The organism is Umezawaea sp., from assembly GCF_036375055.1.
In the GTDB taxonomy this organism is placed as follows: Bacteria; Actinomycetota; Actinomycetes; order Mycobacteriales; family Pseudonocardiaceae; genus Umezawaea.
Window position 1 is genome coordinate 13,229 of the sequence record NZ_DASUSQ010000078.1, and the last position, 17,042, is coordinate 30,270.

General features: G+C 72.6%; 18 protein-coding genes. 12 read left to right on the forward strand and 6 right to left on the reverse strand.

The annotated features are described in order from the left end of the window. Nucleotides 1-125 precede the first annotated feature (125 nt). Nucleotides 126-515: an iron-sulfur cluster assembly accessory protein gene (locus VFZ92_RS21350; protein ID WP_330877763.1), complete on the reverse strand. Its 390-nt coding sequence runs from the start codon at nucleotides 513-515 to the stop codon at nucleotides 126-128. A gap of 113 nt (nucleotides 516-628) precedes the next feature. Then, the gene (locus VFZ92_RS21355; RefSeq protein ID WP_330877764.1) at nucleotides 629-1,633 is read right to left on the reverse strand and encodes a glycerate kinase; all 1,005 of its coding nucleotides are present in this window, start codon (nucleotides 1,631-1,633) and stop codon (nucleotides 629-631) included. A gap of 40 nt (nucleotides 1,634-1,673) precedes the next feature. On the opposite strand from VFZ92_RS21355, the gene VFZ92_RS21360 reads away from it, so the two are divergent. The 3 genes from VFZ92_RS21360 (at nucleotide 1,674) to VFZ92_RS21370 (ending at nucleotide 3,873) form a co-directional block, all read left to right on the forward strand. Next, a complete protein-coding gene (locus VFZ92_RS21360; RefSeq protein WP_330877765.1) occupies nucleotides 1,674-2,315 on the forward strand; it encodes a DUF3043 domain-containing protein in 642 nt (213 codons plus the stop codon). Between the two features lie 142 nt (nucleotides 2,316-2,457). After that, on the forward strand, nucleotides 2,458-3,444 hold the full coding sequence (locus VFZ92_RS21365) for an aldo/keto reductase family protein (RefSeq protein ID WP_330877766.1): 987 nt from the start codon (nucleotides 2,458-2,460) through the stop codon (nucleotides 3,442-3,444). 48 nt (nucleotides 3,445-3,492) lie between these two features. Beyond that, nucleotides 3,493-3,873, forward strand: a complete 381-nt coding sequence (locus VFZ92_RS21370; protein ID WP_330877767.1) for a GNAT family N-acetyltransferase — start codon at nucleotides 3,493-3,495, stop codon at nucleotides 3,871-3,873. Here the strand turns inward: VFZ92_RS21370 and VFZ92_RS21375 are convergent. Then, nucleotides 3,870-4,070, reverse strand: a complete 201-nt coding sequence (locus tag VFZ92_RS21375; RefSeq protein ID WP_330877768.1) for a hypothetical protein — start codon at nucleotides 4,068-4,070, stop codon at nucleotides 3,870-3,872. The genes VFZ92_RS21370 and VFZ92_RS21375 overlap by 4 nt on opposite strands. Before the next feature lie 71 nt (nucleotides 4,071-4,141). Between VFZ92_RS21375 and cobU the strand changes: the two genes are divergently transcribed. The 3 genes from cobU to cobS are packed head-to-tail and all read left to right on the forward strand — an operon-like array spanning nucleotide 4,142 to nucleotide 6,525. Next, nucleotides 4,142-4,693, forward strand: a complete 552-nt coding sequence (cobU, locus tag VFZ92_RS21380; RefSeq protein ID WP_330877769.1) for a bifunctional adenosylcobinamide kinase/adenosylcobinamide-phosphate guanylyltransferase — start codon at nucleotides 4,142-4,144, stop codon at nucleotides 4,691-4,693. Beyond that, complete coding sequence (gene cobT, locus VFZ92_RS21385) at nucleotides 4,690-5,757, forward strand: nicotinate-nucleotide--dimethylbenzimidazole phosphoribosyltransferase (protein WP_414719967.1); 1,068 nt, start codon at nucleotides 4,690-4,692, stop codon at nucleotides 5,755-5,757. The genes cobU and cobT overlap by 4 nt, the downstream gene beginning before the upstream one ends. 42 nt (nucleotides 5,758-5,799) lie before the next feature. Beyond that, complete coding sequence (gene cobS / locus VFZ92_RS21390; protein ID WP_330877770.1) at nucleotides 5,800-6,525, forward strand: adenosylcobinamide-GDP ribazoletransferase; 726 nt, start codon at nucleotides 5,800-5,802, stop codon at nucleotides 6,523-6,525. 30 nt (nucleotides 6,526-6,555) lie between these two features. Here the strand turns inward: cobS and VFZ92_RS21395 are convergent, their stop codons facing one another. Continuing rightward, nucleotides 6,556-7,656, reverse strand: a complete 1,101-nt coding sequence (locus VFZ92_RS21395) for a branched-chain amino acid aminotransferase (RefSeq protein WP_330877771.1) — start codon at nucleotides 7,654-7,656, stop codon at nucleotides 6,556-6,558. Between the two features lie 16 nt (nucleotides 7,657-7,672). Further along, nucleotides 7,673-8,983 (reverse strand): amino acid permease, encoded by a 1,311-nt coding sequence (locus tag VFZ92_RS21400; RefSeq protein WP_330877772.1) that lies wholly within the window; start codon nucleotides 8,981-8,983, stop codon nucleotides 7,673-7,675. A gap of 196 nt (nucleotides 8,984-9,179) precedes the next feature. On the opposite strand from VFZ92_RS21400, the gene VFZ92_RS21405 reads away from it, so the two are divergent. Then, on the forward strand, nucleotides 9,180-10,676 hold the full coding sequence (locus VFZ92_RS21405) for a leucyl aminopeptidase (RefSeq protein WP_330877773.1): 1,497 nt from the start codon (nucleotides 9,180-9,182) through the stop codon (nucleotides 10,674-10,676). Between the two features lie 202 nt (nucleotides 10,677-10,878). Here the strand turns inward: VFZ92_RS21405 and VFZ92_RS21410 are convergent, their stop codons facing one another. Further along, on the reverse strand, nucleotides 10,879-11,199 hold the full coding sequence (locus tag VFZ92_RS21410) for an oxidoreductase (RefSeq protein ID WP_330877774.1): 321 nt from the start codon (nucleotides 11,197-11,199) through the stop codon (nucleotides 10,879-10,881). A gap of 193 nt (nucleotides 11,200-11,392) precedes the next feature. Here VFZ92_RS21410 and lpdA point away from each other — a divergent pair, with 193 nt between their 5' ends. The 5 genes from lpdA (at nucleotide 11,393) to lipB (ending at nucleotide 16,928) form a co-directional block, all read left to right on the forward strand. Beyond that, nucleotides 11,393-12,763: a dihydrolipoyl dehydrogenase gene (gene lpdA, locus VFZ92_RS21415; RefSeq protein ID WP_330877775.1), complete on the forward strand. Its 1,371-nt coding sequence runs from the start codon at nucleotides 11,393-11,395 to the stop codon at nucleotides 12,761-12,763. 55 nt (nucleotides 12,764-12,818) lie between these two features. Then, nucleotides 12,819-14,573 (forward strand): 2-oxoglutarate dehydrogenase, E2 component, dihydrolipoamide succinyltransferase, encoded by a 1,755-nt coding sequence (sucB, locus tag VFZ92_RS21420; protein WP_330877776.1) that lies wholly within the window; start codon nucleotides 12,819-12,821, stop codon nucleotides 14,571-14,573. A 126-nt stretch (nucleotides 14,574-14,699) separates the two neighbouring features. Then, entirely contained in the window at nucleotides 14,700-15,593 is an 894-nt protein-coding gene (locus tag VFZ92_RS21425; protein WP_330877777.1) for a TIGR01777 family oxidoreductase, read from the forward strand. Next, on the forward strand, nucleotides 15,590-16,198 hold the full coding sequence (locus VFZ92_RS21430) for a phosphatase PAP2 family protein (RefSeq protein ID WP_330877778.1): 609 nt from the start codon (nucleotides 15,590-15,592) through the stop codon (nucleotides 16,196-16,198). Before VFZ92_RS21425 ends, VFZ92_RS21430 begins: the two co-directional genes overlap by 4 nt. After that, entirely contained in the window at nucleotides 16,185-16,928 is a 744-nt protein-coding gene (gene lipB / locus VFZ92_RS21435; protein WP_330877779.1) for a lipoyl(octanoyl) transferase LipB, read from the forward strand. Before VFZ92_RS21430 ends, lipB begins: the two co-directional genes overlap by 14 nt. Nucleotides 16,929-17,042: the final 114 nt, after the last annotated feature.

Here is a 17,042-nt window from a genome sequence, read left to right on the forward strand (position 1 = left end):
GCTGGAGGAGCACGACGCGCACCGCGCGCGACGGCGCTGTCCGTGGCCCGCGACGACGTCGCGCTCGTCTGAGACGCGGAAGGGCGGCTCCCGCCGTGGGGAGCCGCCCTTCCGCGCTGTGCGGACTAGTGGAACGAGTCGCCGCAGGCGCAGGAGCCGCCCGCGTTCGGGTTCTCGATCGTGAAGCCCTGCTTCTCGATGGTGTCGACGAAGTCGATGACAGCGCCCTCGACGTAGGGAGCGCTCATGCGGTCGACGGCGACCTTCATGCCGCCGAAGTCGCGGACCGCGTCACCGTCGAGGCTGCGCTCGTCGAAGAAAAGCTGGTAGCGCAGGCCCGCGCAGCCGCCGGGCTGGACGGCGATGCGCAGGTGCATGTCATCGCGGCCCTCCTGGTCGAGCAGCGCCTTCGCCTTCGAGGCCGCCTGGTCGGTGAGCGTCACGCCGTGCGTGGGCGCTTCAGGAGCCGGTGCGGCTGCTTCGGTGGAGGCGGCTGCGTCCTGAGCGGTGGTCATAGCTCTCCCTCAGAGGTCGAAACGGGCGGTCAGCCCTGTCAACACGGGCGGTACCCGCTTTGTTCCACCACCCATGGTGGCACAGTCCGCGCCCGGCACCGACAACTCGGACGTCAGCGTGACCACCGTCCCGCCACCTCGGCGGCCAGAGCGCGCAGGGTGCCCGCCGGATCCGCCATGGCTGCGGCCACGGAGCCCGCGTGCTCGGCGACCGCGTAGGAGTCGGTGATGCCCGCCGCGCCCGCCTCCCGGCGGCCGACGCTCACCTGGCCCGCCAGGACCAGGCACGGGATGCCGCGGGCCGCGGCGCCGGACGCGACGGCGGTGACGAGCTTCCCCCTGAGCGACTGCCAGTCGAAGCTGCCCTCCCCCGTGAGGGCCACGTCGGCGGTGGCGAGGGCGTCGTCCAGGCCGGTCAGCGTCCGCACCAGGCCCGCGCCGGACGTGACGGTGGCGCCGAGCGCGAGGAGGGCCGCGCCGAGGCCGCCCGCGGCGCCCGCTCCGGGCAGGTCGCGGACGTCGCGCAGCCGGTCCATGCCCTCCAGCCTGGCCTCCAGGCGAGCAACGGCCTCCGGGGAGGCGCCCTTCTGCGGGCCGAACGTCGCCGCGGCGCCGTGCGGGCCGAGCAGCGGGTTCTCCACGTCGGACGCGGCCACGAGCCGGGCCGTGACGTCGGTCACGACCGACAGCAGGCCCTCGCCGCCGTCGGTGGTGCCCGAGCCGCCGAGGCCGACGACGACCGTGTGCGCGCCCGAGGCGGCGAGCACCAGTTCACCGACGCCGCGGGTGGTGGCGCGTTCGCACCACTCGGCGCGCTGGTCGGCGGGGACGAGGTGCAGGCCGCACGCCTCGGCGGACTCGACGTACGCCGTGCCGTCGTGCTCCAGCCACCGGGCCGTCACCGGCGTGCCGAGCGGGCCGGTGACCTCGGTGGTGCGCAGTTCACCGCCCAGCGCGGCGTGCAGGACGTCCACGAAGCCGGGTCCCCCGTCGGCCAGCGGACGCAGCAGGAGTTCGTCGTCGGGTGCGGTCGACCGCCAGCCGTCGGCGATGGCGGAGGCCGCCTCGCCCGCCGTCAGCGTCCCGCCGAAGCAGTCCGGAGCCACCAGTACGCGCACCTCGCGGAGGGTACGGAACGCATTGTCATACCCTTGTCGGGTGAGGTTCCTGCGCCGCAGCTCCAACGAGTCCACCGCCACCGTCGACGAGACCGTCCCGGAGGTGGTGACCGACGACGCCGACAAGAGCCGCACGCCGGGCAAGGGGCGCCCCACCCCGAAGCGCCGCGAGGCGCAGGGCAGGCGGACCGGCCCGGTCCCGCCGCCTCCCCGCACGCAGCGCGAGGCGCTCAAGCGCGCTCGGGGCAACAAGAGCAAGCTGACGAAGGAAGAGCGCCGCGCCGCCGCGGCCGACCGCCGGGCGAAGATGATGTCCGGTGACGAGAAGTACCTGCTGCCGCGCGACCGGGGGCCGGTCAAGGCCTACATCCGCGACCTCGTGGACGCGCGCCGCAACCTCATGGGCCTGTTCATGCCGCTGGCGATCGTGGTGTTCGCCGCGCTGCTGACGCCGCTGGTGGTCGTGCAGCAGTACGCGACGCTCGTGACGACGTTCATGCTGCTGGCGATGGTGCTGGAGGGCATCGTGCTCGGCCGCGTCGTCGCGAAGAAGGTGCGCGCGAAGTTCCCGAACGAGACGATCCGGGGCCTGTCGATCGGCTGGTACTCGTTCATCAGGGCGAGTCAGCTGCGTCGTCTGCGGGTGCCGAAGCCGCGGGTCTCGCCCGGCGACACGGTCTAGTGGCCGCTGCTCCGCAGACGGCGGCTTGGCCGCTCTCAGTCGGCAGGTCGGGTCACCACCTGCCGACGCGGCCTCGCTGCCTCGCGGCCGACGTGATCTGAATCCTTAGCAAGCCGAACGACATCGGTCTAGGCTCGGACCCATGGAGTTTCGACGTCTCGGCCGCAGCGGCCTGAACATCAGCGAGATCTCGTACGGCAACTGGCTCACCCACGGCTCGCAGGTCGAGGAGGACCAGGCGCACGCGTGCGTCCGGGCCGCACTGGACGCGGGCATCACCACGTTCGACACGGCCGACGTCTACGCCAACACCAAGGCCGAGTCGGTGCTGGGGCGGGCGCTGGCCGGTGAGCGCCGCGAGTCGTTGGAGATCTTCACCAAGGTCTTCTGGCCGACCGGCCCCGGCGGTCCGAACGACAAGGGCCTGGGCCGCAAGCACATCATCGAGTCGGCCAACGCCTCGCTGAAGCGGCTCCAGACCGACTACGTCGACCTCTACCAGGCGCACCGGTTCGACCGGACCGTGCCGCTGGAGGAGACGATGCTCGCGTTCGCGGAACTGGTGCGGCAGGGCAAGGCGCTCTACATCGGGGTGTCCGAGTGGAACGCCGAGCAGATCACCCGCGGTGCCGCGCTGGCCCGCGAGCTGAACGTGCCGTTCATCTCGAACCAGCCGCAGTACTCGATGCTGTGGCGGGTCATCGAGTCGCAGGTCGTGCCCGCGTCCGAGCGCGAGGGGCTCAGCCAGATCGTGTTCTCCCCCATCGCCCAGGGCGTGCTGACCGGCAAGTACACGCCGGGCGGCGAGCTGCCCTCCGGCTCCCGGGCGACCGACGAGCGCGGGTCGAAGATGATCTCGCGCTGGATGCGCGACGACGTGCTCGCGAAGGTGCAGGAGCTGAAGCCGCTCGCCGACGAGGCGGGTCTCACGCTGTCGCAGCTCGCGGTCGCGTGGGTGTTGCAGAACCCGAACGTGGCCAGCGCGATCACCGGTGCCTCGCGGCCCGAGCAGGTGCACGAGAACGTGAAGGCGGCGGGCGTGAAGCTGGAGGCCGAGCTGCTGGAGAAGATCGACGCGGTGCTCGACGGCGTGGCCGAGACCGACCCCAGGCTGACCGTCACCGTGTGACGCGGAAGGGGCCCCGCGGGTTCGCCCGCGGGGCCCTGTCGTGCCCGGATGATCGAGTACCGAACCGCGGTGGACGGCCTGCGGCCCGAGCAGCTGCGCGGCTTCTTCGTGGGCTGGCCCGCGCCGCCCTCGCCCGAGCGGCACCTGGCGCTGCTGCGCGGTTCCACGCACGCGGTCGTCGCGCTGGACGGTGACCGGGTCGTGGGGTTCGTCACGGTGCTGTCCGACGGGGTGCTGATGGCGAGCGTCCCGCTGCTGGAGGTGCTGCCCGAGCACCAGGGCCGGGGCGTCGGCCGGACGCTCGTCGAGACCGCCGTGGCCCTGGTGGGCGAGCTGTACCAGGTGCAGCTGTGCTGCGACGACGACGTGCGGGCGTTCTACCGGAAGCTGGGCTTCCAGCGGGTGGACGGCATGGTCCTGCGGCTCTAGTCGGCCGGTGCGAGCGACATCGGGCCGTACACCTCGGACTCGCTGCGCAGCAGCGTGACCTGGGCGATCCCCGCCTCGGTCAACTCCTGCCACCGCGCGCTGAACCAGTCCTCGGCGTCGGCCTGGTCGGCGAAGGTCTCGGCCGGTCCGTCGACCTCGCGACCCTGCTCGTCCTGGTAGCGCCACCGGTAGTCCACGACGGCCTCCTGGGGATGTCCTCCGGGTAACGTTCCAGGTCAGGCTAAGCGATCGGTGGACGGAGTTCGGTGTGACGCGTCGGACACTCGTGCTCGGCGGCACCCGTTCCGGGAAGTCGGCCCACGCCGAGGGGTTGCTGACCGACCCCGTGGTGACGTACGTGGCGACCGCCCGCCGCTACCCCGGTGACGACGACTGGGACCGGCGGATCGCGCGGCACGTCGAGCGCAGACCGGCGGCGTGGACGACGGTCGAGGCGCCGGACCTGCCGGAACTGCTCGCGGCGGCGGGCGGGGACGACCCGCCGCTGCTCGTCGACGACCTCGCCACCTGGCTCACCGGGGTGCTGGACGACGCCGGCGCGTGGGAGGGCGGAGGGACCGACGAGGTCGAGCGGGAGTGCTCGGCCCTGGTCTCCGCCGCCGCCGCGTGCCGGACGCGCCTGGTCGTCGTGTCGGCCGAGGTCGGCCTCGGCGTCGTGCCGTCCACCCGCTCTGGCAGGCTCTTCCGAGACCACCTCGGTTCGCTGAACGCACGGCTGGCCGAGGTCTGCGACGAGGTGTTCCTGCTCGTCGCCGGAATCCCACTGACACTGCGCGAAGCTGGAGGTGCTGGGCCGTGAACACCAGCGATGACACGGGCGCGGGCTTCACGTTCCCGCCCGTGGACCCGCCCGACGAGCAGGTGCTGCTCCAGGCGTTGGCCCGGTTGGACACGCTGACCAAACCGGTCGGCTCGCTCGGCAGGCTGGAGGGCGTCGCCGCGTGGGTGGCGTCCTGCCAGGGCGTCTGCCCGCCCCGGCCGTTCACCCGACCCCGCGTCGTCGTGTTCGCGGGCGACCACGGCGTCGCCGAGCACGGCGTGTCGGCCTACCCCAGCGAGGTCACCGCCCAGATGGTGGCCAACTTCCTCGCGGGCGGGGCCGCGGTGAACGTGCTGGCCGCGTCCGCGGGCGCGACGGTGCGGGTGGTCGACGTGGCCGTCGACGGCGACACGCCGGAGGAGGTGCGGGCGCACAAGGTGCGCCGCGGCTCGGGGTCGATCGACCGCGAGGACGCGCTGACCCGCGAGGAGGCCGTCCAGGCCATCACCGCGGGCAGGCGGATCGCCGACGAGGAGGTCGACGGCGGCGCCGACCTGCTGATCGCCGGTGACATGGGCATCGGCAACACGACGCCGTCCGCGGTGCTGATCGCGTCGCTCACCGGGTCGGAGCCGGTGAACGTGGTCGGGCGCGGCACGGGCATCGACGACGCGGCCTGGATGCGCAAGACGGCCGCCATCCGCGACGCGATGCGCCGGGCCCGCCCGCACATCAGCGACCCGGTGGCGCTGCTCGCGACCGCGAGCGGCGCGGACATCGCCGCGATGGTCGGCTTCCTCGCGCAGGCGGCGTTCCGCGGGGTGCCGGTCATCCTGGACGGCGTCGTGGTCGGCGCGGCGGCCGTCGTGGCCGAGGAGCTGGCTCCGGGCGCCCGCGAGTGGTGGACGGCCGGGCACCGCTCGGCCGAGCCGTCGCACGCGCTGGCGCTGGGCCACCTGAGCCTCCAGCCTCTGCTGGAGTTCGACATGCGCCTCGGCGAGGGCACGGGCGCGGTCACCGCGCTGCCGCTGGTGATGATGGCCACGAGGATCCTCGCGGAGATGGCCACGTTCGACAGCGCGGGCGTCTCGGGCAAGGAGTAGCGGGGTGGTCCACCGGGGAGTCCGGCCGTCCGGGTGGGACGGGTGAGGGCCGACGGCGTTCGGCTCGCCCTGTCCTGGCTGACCGTGCTGCCGGTGCGCTCCGGCGCGGTCGACGCGCGCGTCGCGCGGCAGGCCATCGCGCTGGCGCCGCTGGTGGGCGTGCTGCTGGGTGCCGTCACCGCCGCGTTCCTGCACGGCCTCGCCTGGCTGGGCGCGCCGTCCGCGGTGGCGGGGCTGCTGGCCGTGGGGCTGCTCGCGCTCGGCACCAGGGGGATGCACCTGGACGGGCTGGCGGACACCGCCGACGGGCTCGGCTGCTACGGGCCGCCGGAGCGGGCCCTCGCCGTGATGAAGGACGGCGGTGCGGGCCCGTTCGCGGTCGTCACGCTCGTCGTCGTGCTGGGCGCGCAGGCGTCGGCGTTCGGCGACGTGCCGTGGGGCGCGGTGGTCGTGGCGCTGGCGGCGGGCCGGGCCGCGTTCGCCGCGTGCTGCCTCGAGGGGGTGCCCGCGGCGCGGCCGGAGGGGCTCGGCGCGCTGGTGGCGGGCAGCCAGTCGTGGCCCGTGGTGGCGCTCTGGTGGACCGCGCTCGCGGCCGCGAGCTTCGTCGTCGTGCCGCACGGCCCGGTCGCCGTGGCGGTCGCGCTCGGCGCGGTGCTGCTGCTGGTGCGGCACACCCGCAAGCGCTTCGGCGGCATCACGGGTGACGTGCTCGGCGCGGCCTGCGAGCTGGCGACGCTGATCGTGCTGGTCGGCTGCACGCTGGGGTGAGGGCCCCCTCGCGGAGGCCCCCACCGGTGCTCAGACGAGCGTCGTCATCCAGCCGTGCACGTCCTCGACGGTGCCGTGCTGCAACCCCGTCAGCCGTTCGCGCAGCTTCTTGGTCACCTCGCCGGTCTCGCCGCCGGAGACGCTGAACTCGCCGTCCGCGTGCTTCACGTGGCCGACGGGCGTGATCACGGCGGCGGTGCCGCAGGCGAACACCTCGGTCAGCTCGCCGGACTCGGCCTTCTTCTCCCACTCCTCGGTGGAGATGCGCCGCTCCTCGACCGGGAGGCCGAGGTCGGCCGCCATCCGCAGCAGCGAGTCGCGGGTGATGCCGGGCAGCAGCGTGCCGGTCAGCTCGGGCGTGACGACGCGGGCGGTCGAGCCGGAGCCGAGGACGAAGAACAGGTTCATCCCGCCCATCTCCTCGACCCAGCGGCGCTCCACCGCGTCGAGCCACACGACCTGGTCGCAGCCCTTCTCGGCGGCCTGCGCCTGCGCGACCAGGGAGGCGGCGTAGTTGCCCGCGAACTTGGCCGCGCCCGTGCCGCCGGGGGCCGCCCGGACGTACTCGGTCGACAGCCAGACGCTCACCGGCTTCACGCCGCCGGAGAAGTACGAGCCCGCCGGGGACGCGATGAGCGCGTAGAGGTACTCGCTCGCGGGCCGAACGCCGAGGCCGACCTCGCTGGAGATCATGAACGGGCGCAGGTAGAGGGACTCCTCCGCGGCGGAGGGCACCCAGCGCTCGTCGACGGCGACCAGCCGGCGGATGGACTCCAGGAACAGCTCGTCCGGCAGCTCCGGCATGGCGATGCGCTGCGCGGACAGGCGGAAGCGGGCCGCGTTCGCCTCGGGGCGGAACGACGCGATGGAGCCGTCCGGCCTGCGGTACGCCTTGAGGCCCTCGAAGATCGCCTGGCCGTAGTGCAGGACCATGGAGGCGGGATCGAGTTCCAGCGAGTGGTAGGGCTCGACGGCCGGGGAGTGCCAGCCCCGCGCCCGGTCCCAGCGGATCGTCACCATGTGGTCGGTGAAGTGCTGGCCGAAGCCCGGCCTCGCCAGTACCTCCGCTACGCGTTCCGGGGTGGCCGGCTGCGGGTTCGAGGTCACGGTGAAAGGCGGCGCTGTCGTCATGGGTAGACGATAATCCCTACTCTTGCATCAGAAAATCGCCATCCCGAGAATCGGACGTCCGACTTTCCCGCGGCGGGAGCTGGTCGCGCCTCCGCCGGGCTCCGACCAGGGCTCCCAGCCCCAGCGCACCGGTTCCCACCAGCATGACCACGGCCGTCGTGAGCAGGGCGGCGACCGGTGCGCTCATCGCCAGCAGGACCGACAGCCCGAGCCCGAGGCAGGCGGTGCGCATCGGCCACGTCCGGTCCTCGTGCAGCAGCAGGCGTGCCGAGGCGTTCGTGAACGCGTAGTAGAACAGGGTGCCGCACGCGCCGATCGCGAGGGCCGTGGCGGGCGGGGCGAGCAGCAGCACCACGACGACGGCCAGTCCGCCGAGCAGGTCGAGCAGCGGTGCCCGGCCGTCGCCGCGGGGGGCGAGCCGGACGGGCAGGTCGCCGGTCGACGCGAGGCTGCCGAGCGCGCGCCGCATGCCGCCGAGGACGGGCGTGAGCACCGCCAGCGCCGCGACCACCGCGCCGACCTGGACGAGCGGCACGAGCCAGCCGCCGTCCGCGGCGAGGAGAGCGTCGCGCAGCGGGGCGGGCGACAGGGCGAGCCGGGCGGAGCCGAGCTGGTACCGCACGGCGGCGGCGACGGCGAGGGTGGTGACGAGCGTGACCGCGACGAGCAGCGGGATCGCCAGCCGCAGCGTCCTGGCGGAGTGCACGGGGTCGCCGTGCGGCGGCGCGGTGATCCGCTCGAAGCCGGAGAACGCGACGAACATGATCGCGGCCACGGCCATGAAGGACGTGAAGCCCTCGTCGGCGGGCGGCGGCGCGGCGGCCTGGGGCGGTGCGACGCCGAAGCAGGTGACCACGACGAGCGCGAGCACGGCGAGGACGGTCGCGCCGACGAGCCAGAGCGCGGTGCGGCTCCAGCGCACGCCCGTGGCGCTGAGCACTCCGGCGCAGACGAGCACGAGCAGCGCGACGAGCGCCCGGTTCTCCGGGAAGGCGTAGGCGGCGGCCGTGCCCGCCAGCGCGGCGGCGATGCCCGCGCGGCCCAGCAGGTAGGCGCTCGCGCCGAGCCGGGCGGGCCACGGGCCGAGCTGGTCGCGGATGTGGGCGTGGCCGCCTTCGGCGGCGGGGTGGGCGCGCGACTGGTCGGCGGTCGAGAGGGCGCTGCAGAGGGCGGCCAGCGCGGCGACCACGACCGCCGGGAGGAGCCAGCGGCCCGCGACGGACGCCGCCGGGGCGAGCCCGAGGAAGATGCCCGCGCCCGTGGTCGACGTGAGTCCGAGCACCAGGGCCGTCGGCACCGCCGAGCGGCCCTGAGGCGATTCCGTCACGGCTACACACTGGCAGATTCCCCGCAAGAACCGTAACCGCCCTACGACGGTCCCACGATCGTGTTAATTGTTACTCGCCGCAATCGATGGTGCCGTGGACAGTCGAGGTCGCCAGACCTTTAGCATCCATCAGCATCCATCCTCGTTCCCGCCGCACAGATCAGCAGTGCCGGGAGGAATCGCCAAGGAGCACCACGTGACAGGGCCGAAACTGGCGCTTACTGACAGTGACCTCACCACCCTTGCCGCGGATGTCGTGGTGGTGGGCACGGTGCAGGGTCCGGACGGCCTCGCGCTGGCCGACGGCGCCGCCGCCGTCGACGCCGCGTTCGAGGGCGGGCTGGTCGCCCTGCTCGACACCCTCGGCGCCAAGGGCAAGGCCGAGGAGGTCGTGAAGCTGCCGACGCTCGGCAAGCTGGCCGCGCCCCTGCTGATCGCGGTCGGCCTCGGCAAGCCCGACGCGGGCGGCGCCCTCACCGAGGAGCAGGTCCGCCGCGCCGCGGGTGCGGCCGCCCGCGCGCTGACCGGCCGCAAGCGGGCCGTGACAACGCTGTCCGCCGTCCACCTCGGCGCCACCGTCGAGGGCGCGCTGCTCGGCGGCTACGGCTTCACCGCGTACAAGTCCGAGGCGGGCGACGGCCCGCTCGGCAGGCTCGACCTGGCCGTCCCGGCCACCGGCACGCTGAAGGCGCACCGCGCCGCGCTCAAGGCGTCCACGGCCATCGCCGAGGCCGTCACGACCACGCGCGACCTGGTGAACACGCCGCCGAACGACATGTTCCCGGCCTCGTTCGCCGACCGCGCCGCCGCGCTCGGCCGGGACGCGGGCCTCGACGTCGAGGTGTTCGACGAGAAGGCCCTGCGCAAGGCGGGCTACGGCGGCATCCTCGGCGTCGGCATGGGCTCGTCCCGCCCGCCGCGCCTGGTGCGCCTGACCTACACCGGTCCCAAGGCGACGAAGAAGGTCGCGCTGGTCGGCAAGGGCATCACGTTCGACACCGGCGGCATCTCCATCAAGCCCGCCGCGGGCATGGACGAGATGACCTCCGACATGGGCGGCGCCGCCGCGATCGTCGCGACGGTGGTGCTCGCCGCGAAGCTCAAGTACCCGCTGGAGATCACCGCGTGGGTGCCGATGGCGGAGAACATGCCGTCCGGCACGGCCTACCGGCCCGGCGACGTCCTGACCATGTACGGCGGCAAGACCGTCGAGGTGCTCAACACCGACGCCGAGGGCCGCCTGATCCTCTCCGACGCCATCGCGCGCGCCTGCGAGGACAACCCGGACTACCTGATCGAGGCGTCCACGCTGACCGGCGCGGCCGTCGTCGCGCTCGGCAAGAAGACCACGGGCGTCATGGGCTCCGACGAGTTCCGCGACCGCGTCGCCGCCACCGGCCGCGCGGTCGGCGAGAACGCGTGGGCCATGCCGCTCCCCGAGGAGCTGCGGGCCGACCTCGACTCCCGCCTCGCCGACCTGGCCAACGTGATGGGCCACCGCTGGGGCGGCATGCTCGCCGCGGGCATCTTCCTGCGCGAGTTCGTCACCGAGGGCGTCCAGTGGGCGCACCTCGACATCGCGGGCCCGTCCTGGCACTCCGGTGGCCCCACCGGCTACACCACCAAGGGCAGCACCGGCGTCCCCGTGCGCACGCTCGCGGCCGTCCTGGCGGACATCGCCGCACACGGCTAGTAACAGAACGTGACAAGGCCCCCGCTGAGCAGCGGGGGCCTTTCACATTTCCCCCACCCGCCCGCCACGCGAGGCCGCGCCGGTAGGTCGATTCCCTTTTTTGAGCCGGGCGGTGACGAAGTCCCCGCCCGGCTCGAAAAAAATGCGGTTCCGACGTGCCGACTTCAGGCGGCCGAGCCGCCGCGACGAAGTCGCGGCCGTGTCACGGCCGCTTTTTCTGCCTGGCCGTGTAATCGCGCATGCGCTGCGGGTAGCCCACGATGCCCGCGTCGTAAATGGGCATACCCAGTTTCCGGGCGAACTTCTTCGCGCCGTCCGTGCCGTCGATCCGCCTGCGGGTCCACTCGCCGTCGTGTGCGACCAACACCACGGTGGTTTCCGTCACGGTGGTCTTGGGCTCGACGAACGCCTCGACGCCGTGGCGCGCCGCCGCCCACTCCTCCAGGTGCCCGGTGTCGTTCGACGACGCGGTGCGCAGCACTCCCGGCTTGGGCTTCCTGCGGAAACGATCTAAGAGCCCCACGGGGCCACCTCCTACGAGACCTGTCGCACCATGGTGCCGGCAGGCCTGTGAAGCAGGCGGCAAAATCGTCCCGAAGGGACACCCGATCGAGGCCCCGTCGCCGCTTGCTCCAAGCTAGTGACAAGATGACTTGAGTACCCGCGCGCACCCGCGCGGATGCAAGGCGTGTTCCACCACTGTCGAGGAGTTCGAAGTGACCGACACCTCCGCCGACCTCGTCATCCTCGGCGGCGGCTCAGGCGGCTACGCCTGCGCGTTCCGCGCGGCTGAGCTCGGTCTGTCCGTCGTCCTGGTCGAGAAGGACAAGCTCGGGGGGACCTGCCTGCACCGCGGCTGCATCCCGACGAAGGCCCTGCTGCACGCGGCCGAGGTCGCCGACAACGTCCGCGAGGGCGACCAGTTCGGCATCAAGAGCTCGCTCGAGGGCATCGACATCGCGGGCGTCAACTCGTACAAGGACGGCGTGATCAGCAAGCTCTACAAGGGCTTGCAGGGTCTGGCCAAGGCCAACAAGGTCACCCTGGTCGAGGGCGCGGGCACGTTCGTCGGGCCGAACACCGTCGTGGTGAACGGCGAGCGCTACACCGGCAAGAACGTGGTCCTCGCGACCGGTTCGTACGCCAAGAGCCTGCCCGGTCTGGAGATCGGCGGCCGGGTCATCACCAGCGACCAGGCGCTCAACCTGGACTTCATCCCGGAGAGGGTCGTCGTCCTCGGCGGCGGCGTCATCGGTGTGGAGTTCGCCAGCGTGTGGCGCTCGTTCGGCTCCGAGGTGACCATCGTCGAGGCGCTGCCGCGACTGGTCCCGGCCGAGGACGAGTACGCCTCCAAGCAGCTCGAACGCGCCTTCCGCAAGCGCGGGATCAAGTTCAAGACCGGCGTCCGGTTCACCGGCGCCACCCAGACCGACTCCGGTGTCTCGGTGTCGCTGGAGTCCGGCGACGTCATCGACGCCGACCTGCTGCTGGTGGCCGTCGGTCGCGGCCCGAACAGCGCGGGCCACGGCTACGAGGAGGCGGGCGTCGCCACCGACCGCGGCTTCGTCACCACCGACGAGCGCCTGCGCACCAACCTGCCGAACGTGTACGCCGTCGGCGACATCGTGCCCGGCCTCCAGCTCGCGCACCGCGGCTTCCAGCAGGGCATCTTCGTCGCCGAGGAGATCGCGGGGCACAACCCGAAGGTCATCGACGAGGCGGGCATCCCCCGCGTCACGTACTGCAAGCCCGAGGTCGCCTCGGTCGGCCTCTCCGAGGCCGCGGCCAAGGAGAAGTACGGCACGGTCGAGACCTTCGTCTACGACCTGGCGGGCAACGGCAAGAGCCAGATCCTCAAGACCGCCGGTGGCGTCAAGCTCGTGAAGGCGCCCGACGGCCCGGTCGTCGGCATCACCCTGGTGGGCGAGCGCGTCGGCGAGCTGATCGGTGAGGCCCAGCTGATCTACAGCTGGGAGGCTTTCCCGGAGGACGTGGCTCCCCTGATCCACGCCCACCCGACCCAGACAGAAGCCCTCGGCGAGGCCTTCCTCGCCTTGGCCGGCAAGCCGCTGCACGTGCACGGCTGACCGTCGCAAACAAGTCAGCCGAACCTGCAACTCAAGCACGAGGAGTCAGCGAACGATGGCCTTCTCCGTCCAAATGCCCGCACTCGGCGAGAGCGTCACCGAGGGCACGGTCACCCGCTGGTTGAAGCAGGAGGGTGACCGGGTCGAGGTCGACGAGCCCTTGCTGGAGGTCTCGACCGACAAGGTCGACACCGAGATCCCGTCGCCCGCCGCCGGGGTGCTGCAGAAGATCGTCGCCCAGGAGGACGAGACCGTCGAGGTCGGCGCCGAACTGGCGGTGATCGGCGACGGTGCCGGTGGTGGCGAGTCCGCTCCCGCCGCGCCCGCCGAGGAAGCCCAGCCCGAGTCCGAGCCCGAGCCCGAGCAGGCGCCGGAACCCGAGGCCGAGGCCCCGGCGCAGGAGCAGCAGGAGGCGCCCGCGCCGTCCAGCGGCTCCGGCGGCGGCACCCCGGTCGTCATGCCCGCTCTCGGCGAGTCCGTCACCGAGGGCACCGTCACCCGCTGGCTCAAGCAGGTCGGCGACTCGGTCGAGGTCGACGAGCCGCTGCTGGAGGTGTCCACCGACAAGGTCGACACCGAGATCCCGTCGCCCGTGGCGGGCACCGTGCTGGAGATCACCGCGGCCGAGGACTCGACCGTCGAGGTCGGCGGCCAGCTGGCCGTGGTCGGCTCCGGTTCCCCGGCGCAGTCCTCCGCACCGGCCCCGACGCCCGCTCCCGAGGCGCCGAAGCAGGAGGCCCCGAAGCAGCAGGAAGCCCCCGAGCAGGAGGCTCCCAAGGCTGCTCCGGCCCCCGCAGCCGCACCGGCTCCGGCCCAGTCGGCCCCGGCTCCGGCCGCGTCGTCCTCGTCCGAGGAGTCGTCCAACGGCACCCCGTACGTGACGCCGCTGGTCCGCAAGCTGGCGTCGGAGAACGGCATCGACCTGAACTCGCTGACGGGCACCGGTGTCGGTGGCCGCATCCGCAAGCAGGACGTGCTGGCCGCGGTCGAGGCCAAGAAGGCCCCGGCTCCCGCGCCCGCCGCTCCGGCTCCGGCCGCCGCCGCTCCCGCCCGCGCCGCGGCTCCGGCCAAGGCCGACCAGAGCGGTCTGCGGGGCAGCACGCAGAAGCTCCCGCGCCTGCGCCAGATCGTCGCGCAGCGCACCCGCGAGTCGCTCCAGATGTCGGCGCAGCTCACCCAGGTGTTCGAGGTCGACGTGACCAAGATCGCCCGGCTGCGCACCCGCGCCAAGTCGGCGTTCGAGCAGCGCGAGGGCGTCAAGCTCACGTTCCTGCCGTTCTTCGCGAAGGCCACCGTCGAGGCGCTCAAGCAGCACCCGAAGCTGAACGCCTCGATCAACGAGGAGGCCAAGGAGGTCACCTACTACGGCGCCGAGCACCTCGGCATCGCGGTGGACACCGAGCGCGGCCTGCTCAACGCGGTCATCCACAACGCCGGTGACCTCAACCTGGCCGGTCTGGCGCACAACATCGCCGACCTCGCCGCCCGCACCCGTGCGAACAAGGTCACCCCGGACGAGCTGTCCGGCGGCACCTTCTCGCTGACGAACCTGGGCAGCAACGGCGCGCTCTTCGACACCCCGATCATCCAGCAGCCGCAGGTCGGCATCCTGGGCGTCGGCGTGGTCAAGAAGCGCCCCGTGGTGATCACCGACGAGAACGGCGACGACAACATCGCCATCCGCTCGATGGCGTACCTGGCGCTGACCTACGACCACCGCCTGGTGGACGGGGCCGACGCCGGTCGTTTCCTCACCACCATCAAGAACCGCCTGGAAGAAGGCGCGTTCGAGGCCGACCTCGGCCTGTAGTACCGCTCGTCGAGAGCCCCCCGGTGCGGTGTCGGCACCGGGGGGCTCTTGCTGTCGCCACCTGTCCCCGTCTGGGAAAACGCCCCCTGCCGTGCACGAACCCCACCCTTGGGAGACGATCAACCCATGCGCGTCGTGATCGCCGGTTCGTCCGGGATGATCGGAACCAGTCTGGTGGCGGCGCTGCGCGGCGAGGGGCACGAGGTGCTCCGGCTGGTGCGGCGCACACCGAAGGCCCCCGACGAGCGGGGCTGGGACCCGCCCGCGGGCCGGGTCGACGACGGCGCGCTCGACGGTGTGGACGCCGTGGTGAACCTGTGCGGCGCGGGCGTGGCGGACAAGCGCTGGAACGACGCCCGCAAGCAGGTGCTGCGCGACAGCCGGAGCGTGCCGACCGAGGTGCTGGCCGCCGCCGTCGTGGAGCACGGGGTGCCGACGCTGGTGAACGCCTCGGCGATCGGGTTCTACGGCGACACCGGCGACGCCGTGGTGGACGAGACGCGCGGGCCGGGCACCGGGTTCCTGGCGGACCTGTGCCGCGAGTGGGAGGCTGCCGCGGCGGTCGCCGACCAGGCGCCCGGAGTGCGCGTGGTGAAGCTCCGCACCGGTCTGGTGATCGGCCCCTCCGGCGGCCTGTTCGGCCGGATCAAGCCGCTGTTCTCGTTCTTCCTCGGCGGCAGGCTCGGCGACGGCACCCAGTACATGCCGTGGATCTCCCTGGACGACGCGATCTCCGCGATCCGCTTCGCCGTCGAGCACGCCGCGGTGGCGGGCCCGATCAACCTGACCGCGCCGAGCCCCGTGACGAACGCGGAGTTCACCCGCACCATCGGCCACGTGCTGCACCGGCCGACGCCGTGGATCGTGCCCGGATTCGTGCTGAAGGCCGCGCTCGGCGAACTGGCGGAGGAGGGGATCCTCGCGGGCCAGCGGGCCGTGCCGAAGGTGCTGGAGCGCAACGGCTTCCACTTCCTGCACCCCGCGCTCGGAGCGGCGGTGTCGGCAGCGGTGAACGGTTGAGCGCGCTCCGCCTCGCCCTCGTCGGTCTGCTGCTCGTGGGGATGTCGACCGCGCTCGGGGTGCTCGTGCGCGACGAGGTGCCCGCGCTGGACGCCCGGCTCAACGGCTACGCGCCGCTGCACACCCGTCCGCTGACGTTCGTCGCGGAGTGGATCAGCTTCGTGCTCAGCCCCGGCCTCGCGACCATCACGCTGCTGGGGCTGGCCGTGCGGTCGTGGCTGGCGAGGGACCCGCTGCTGTTCCGGATCGCCGTGCTGCTCGGGCTGTGCTGGGCCACGGTGCTGGTGCGCTACGCCTACCGGCGGGTGCGGCCGATCGACTTCCCGAAGTGGAGCTACCCGAGCGGGCACGTGACCGCGGTGACCGCGCTCGCGTTCACCTCGGTCGTGGCGTGCTCCTGGCTGGCCCACCGGTGGCTGCGGACGGTCGTCGTGCTGGCGGTGACGGCCGTGGTGCTGACGGCGGCGAGCCGGGTCGTGCTGCGGATGCACTGGTTCACCGACACCGCGGGAGCCGTGTCGGCCGTGGTCGGTGTCGGGTTGCTCGCCGGACTCGCCCTGGGACTGGTGAGACCCGGAGTAACCTCGGACCGTGACCGGATCTGACGTCTCCTGCCGCACCTCGAACCACCCCTTCGACGTGCGTGAGCTGGGCACCATCGACTACGTGGCCGCCTGGGACCTGCAACGCGACCTCGCCAACGCCCGTGCCGACGGCACGGTCGGCGACACGCTCCTGCTGCTGGAGCACCACCCCGTCTACACCTGCGGCCGCCGCACCGAAGAGGCCGACCGGCCCGTGAAGAGCACCATCCCGGTCATCGACGTCGACCGCGGTGGGAAGATCACCTGGCACGGTCCGGGCCAGCTCGTCGGCTACCCCATCGTGGAGCTGACCGAGCCCATGGACGTCGTGCAGTACGTGCGCAGGCTGGAGCAGGCGCTGATCCACGTGTGCGACCAGCTCGGGGTGCCCACGGGTCGGGTCGACGGGCGCAGCGGCGTGTGGCTGGCGGCGGACGACCGGGGTCCGGAGCGCAAGATCGCCGCGATCGGCATCCGCGTGCAGCGCGGCGTGACGATGCACGGTTTCGAGATCAACTGCAACGCCGACCTGGCCCCGTTCGGCGACATCATCCCGTGCGGCATCAGGGACGCCGGCGTCGCGTCCCTGTCGCAGGAGCTGGACCGGGACGTGACGGTGGCCGAGGTGCTGCCGATGGCGCGCGACGCCGTGCTGGCCGCCCTGGACGGCAGCCTCCCGCTGACCGACCGGGTGGTGGAACGCGGTGGGCCGAACGCCGCCGGGATCACCTTCGCCGTTCGGACGGGCTGACAAGGCCGACCCCGCTCCTCTAGTATTCCGTAATTACGGACTACCAGAGGGGGAATTGTCGTGCTCTTGACCCGACGACAGGCGCTCACCGCCGCGGGGGTGGCGGGTGCCTCG

What these genes read in the sequence shown, in the direction of transcription:
- VFZ92_RS21370 (WP_330877767.1), top strand. Translation starts at nt 3,493, where the DNA reads ATGATCGAGTACCGAACCGCGGTGGACGGCCTGCGGCCCGAGCAGCTG.
- sucB (WP_330877776.1), top strand. Translation starts at nt 12,819, where the DNA reads ATGGCCTTCTCCGTCCAAATGCCCGCACTCGGCGAGAGCGTCACCGAG.
- VFZ92_RS21425 (WP_330877777.1), top strand. Translation starts at nt 14,700, where the DNA reads ATGCGCGTCGTGATCGCCGGTTCGTCCGGGATGATCGGAACCAGTCTG.
- VFZ92_RS21395 (WP_330877771.1), bottom strand. Translation starts at nt 7,656, where the DNA reads ATGACGACAGCGCCGCCTTTCACCGTGACCTCGAACCCGCAGCCGGCC.
- VFZ92_RS21350 (WP_330877763.1), bottom strand. Translation starts at nt 515, where the DNA reads ATGACCACCGCTCAGGACGCAGCCGCCTCCACCGAAGCAGCCGCACCG.
- VFZ92_RS21365 (WP_330877766.1), top strand. Translation starts at nt 2,458, where the DNA reads ATGGAGTTTCGACGTCTCGGCCGCAGCGGCCTGAACATCAGCGAGATC.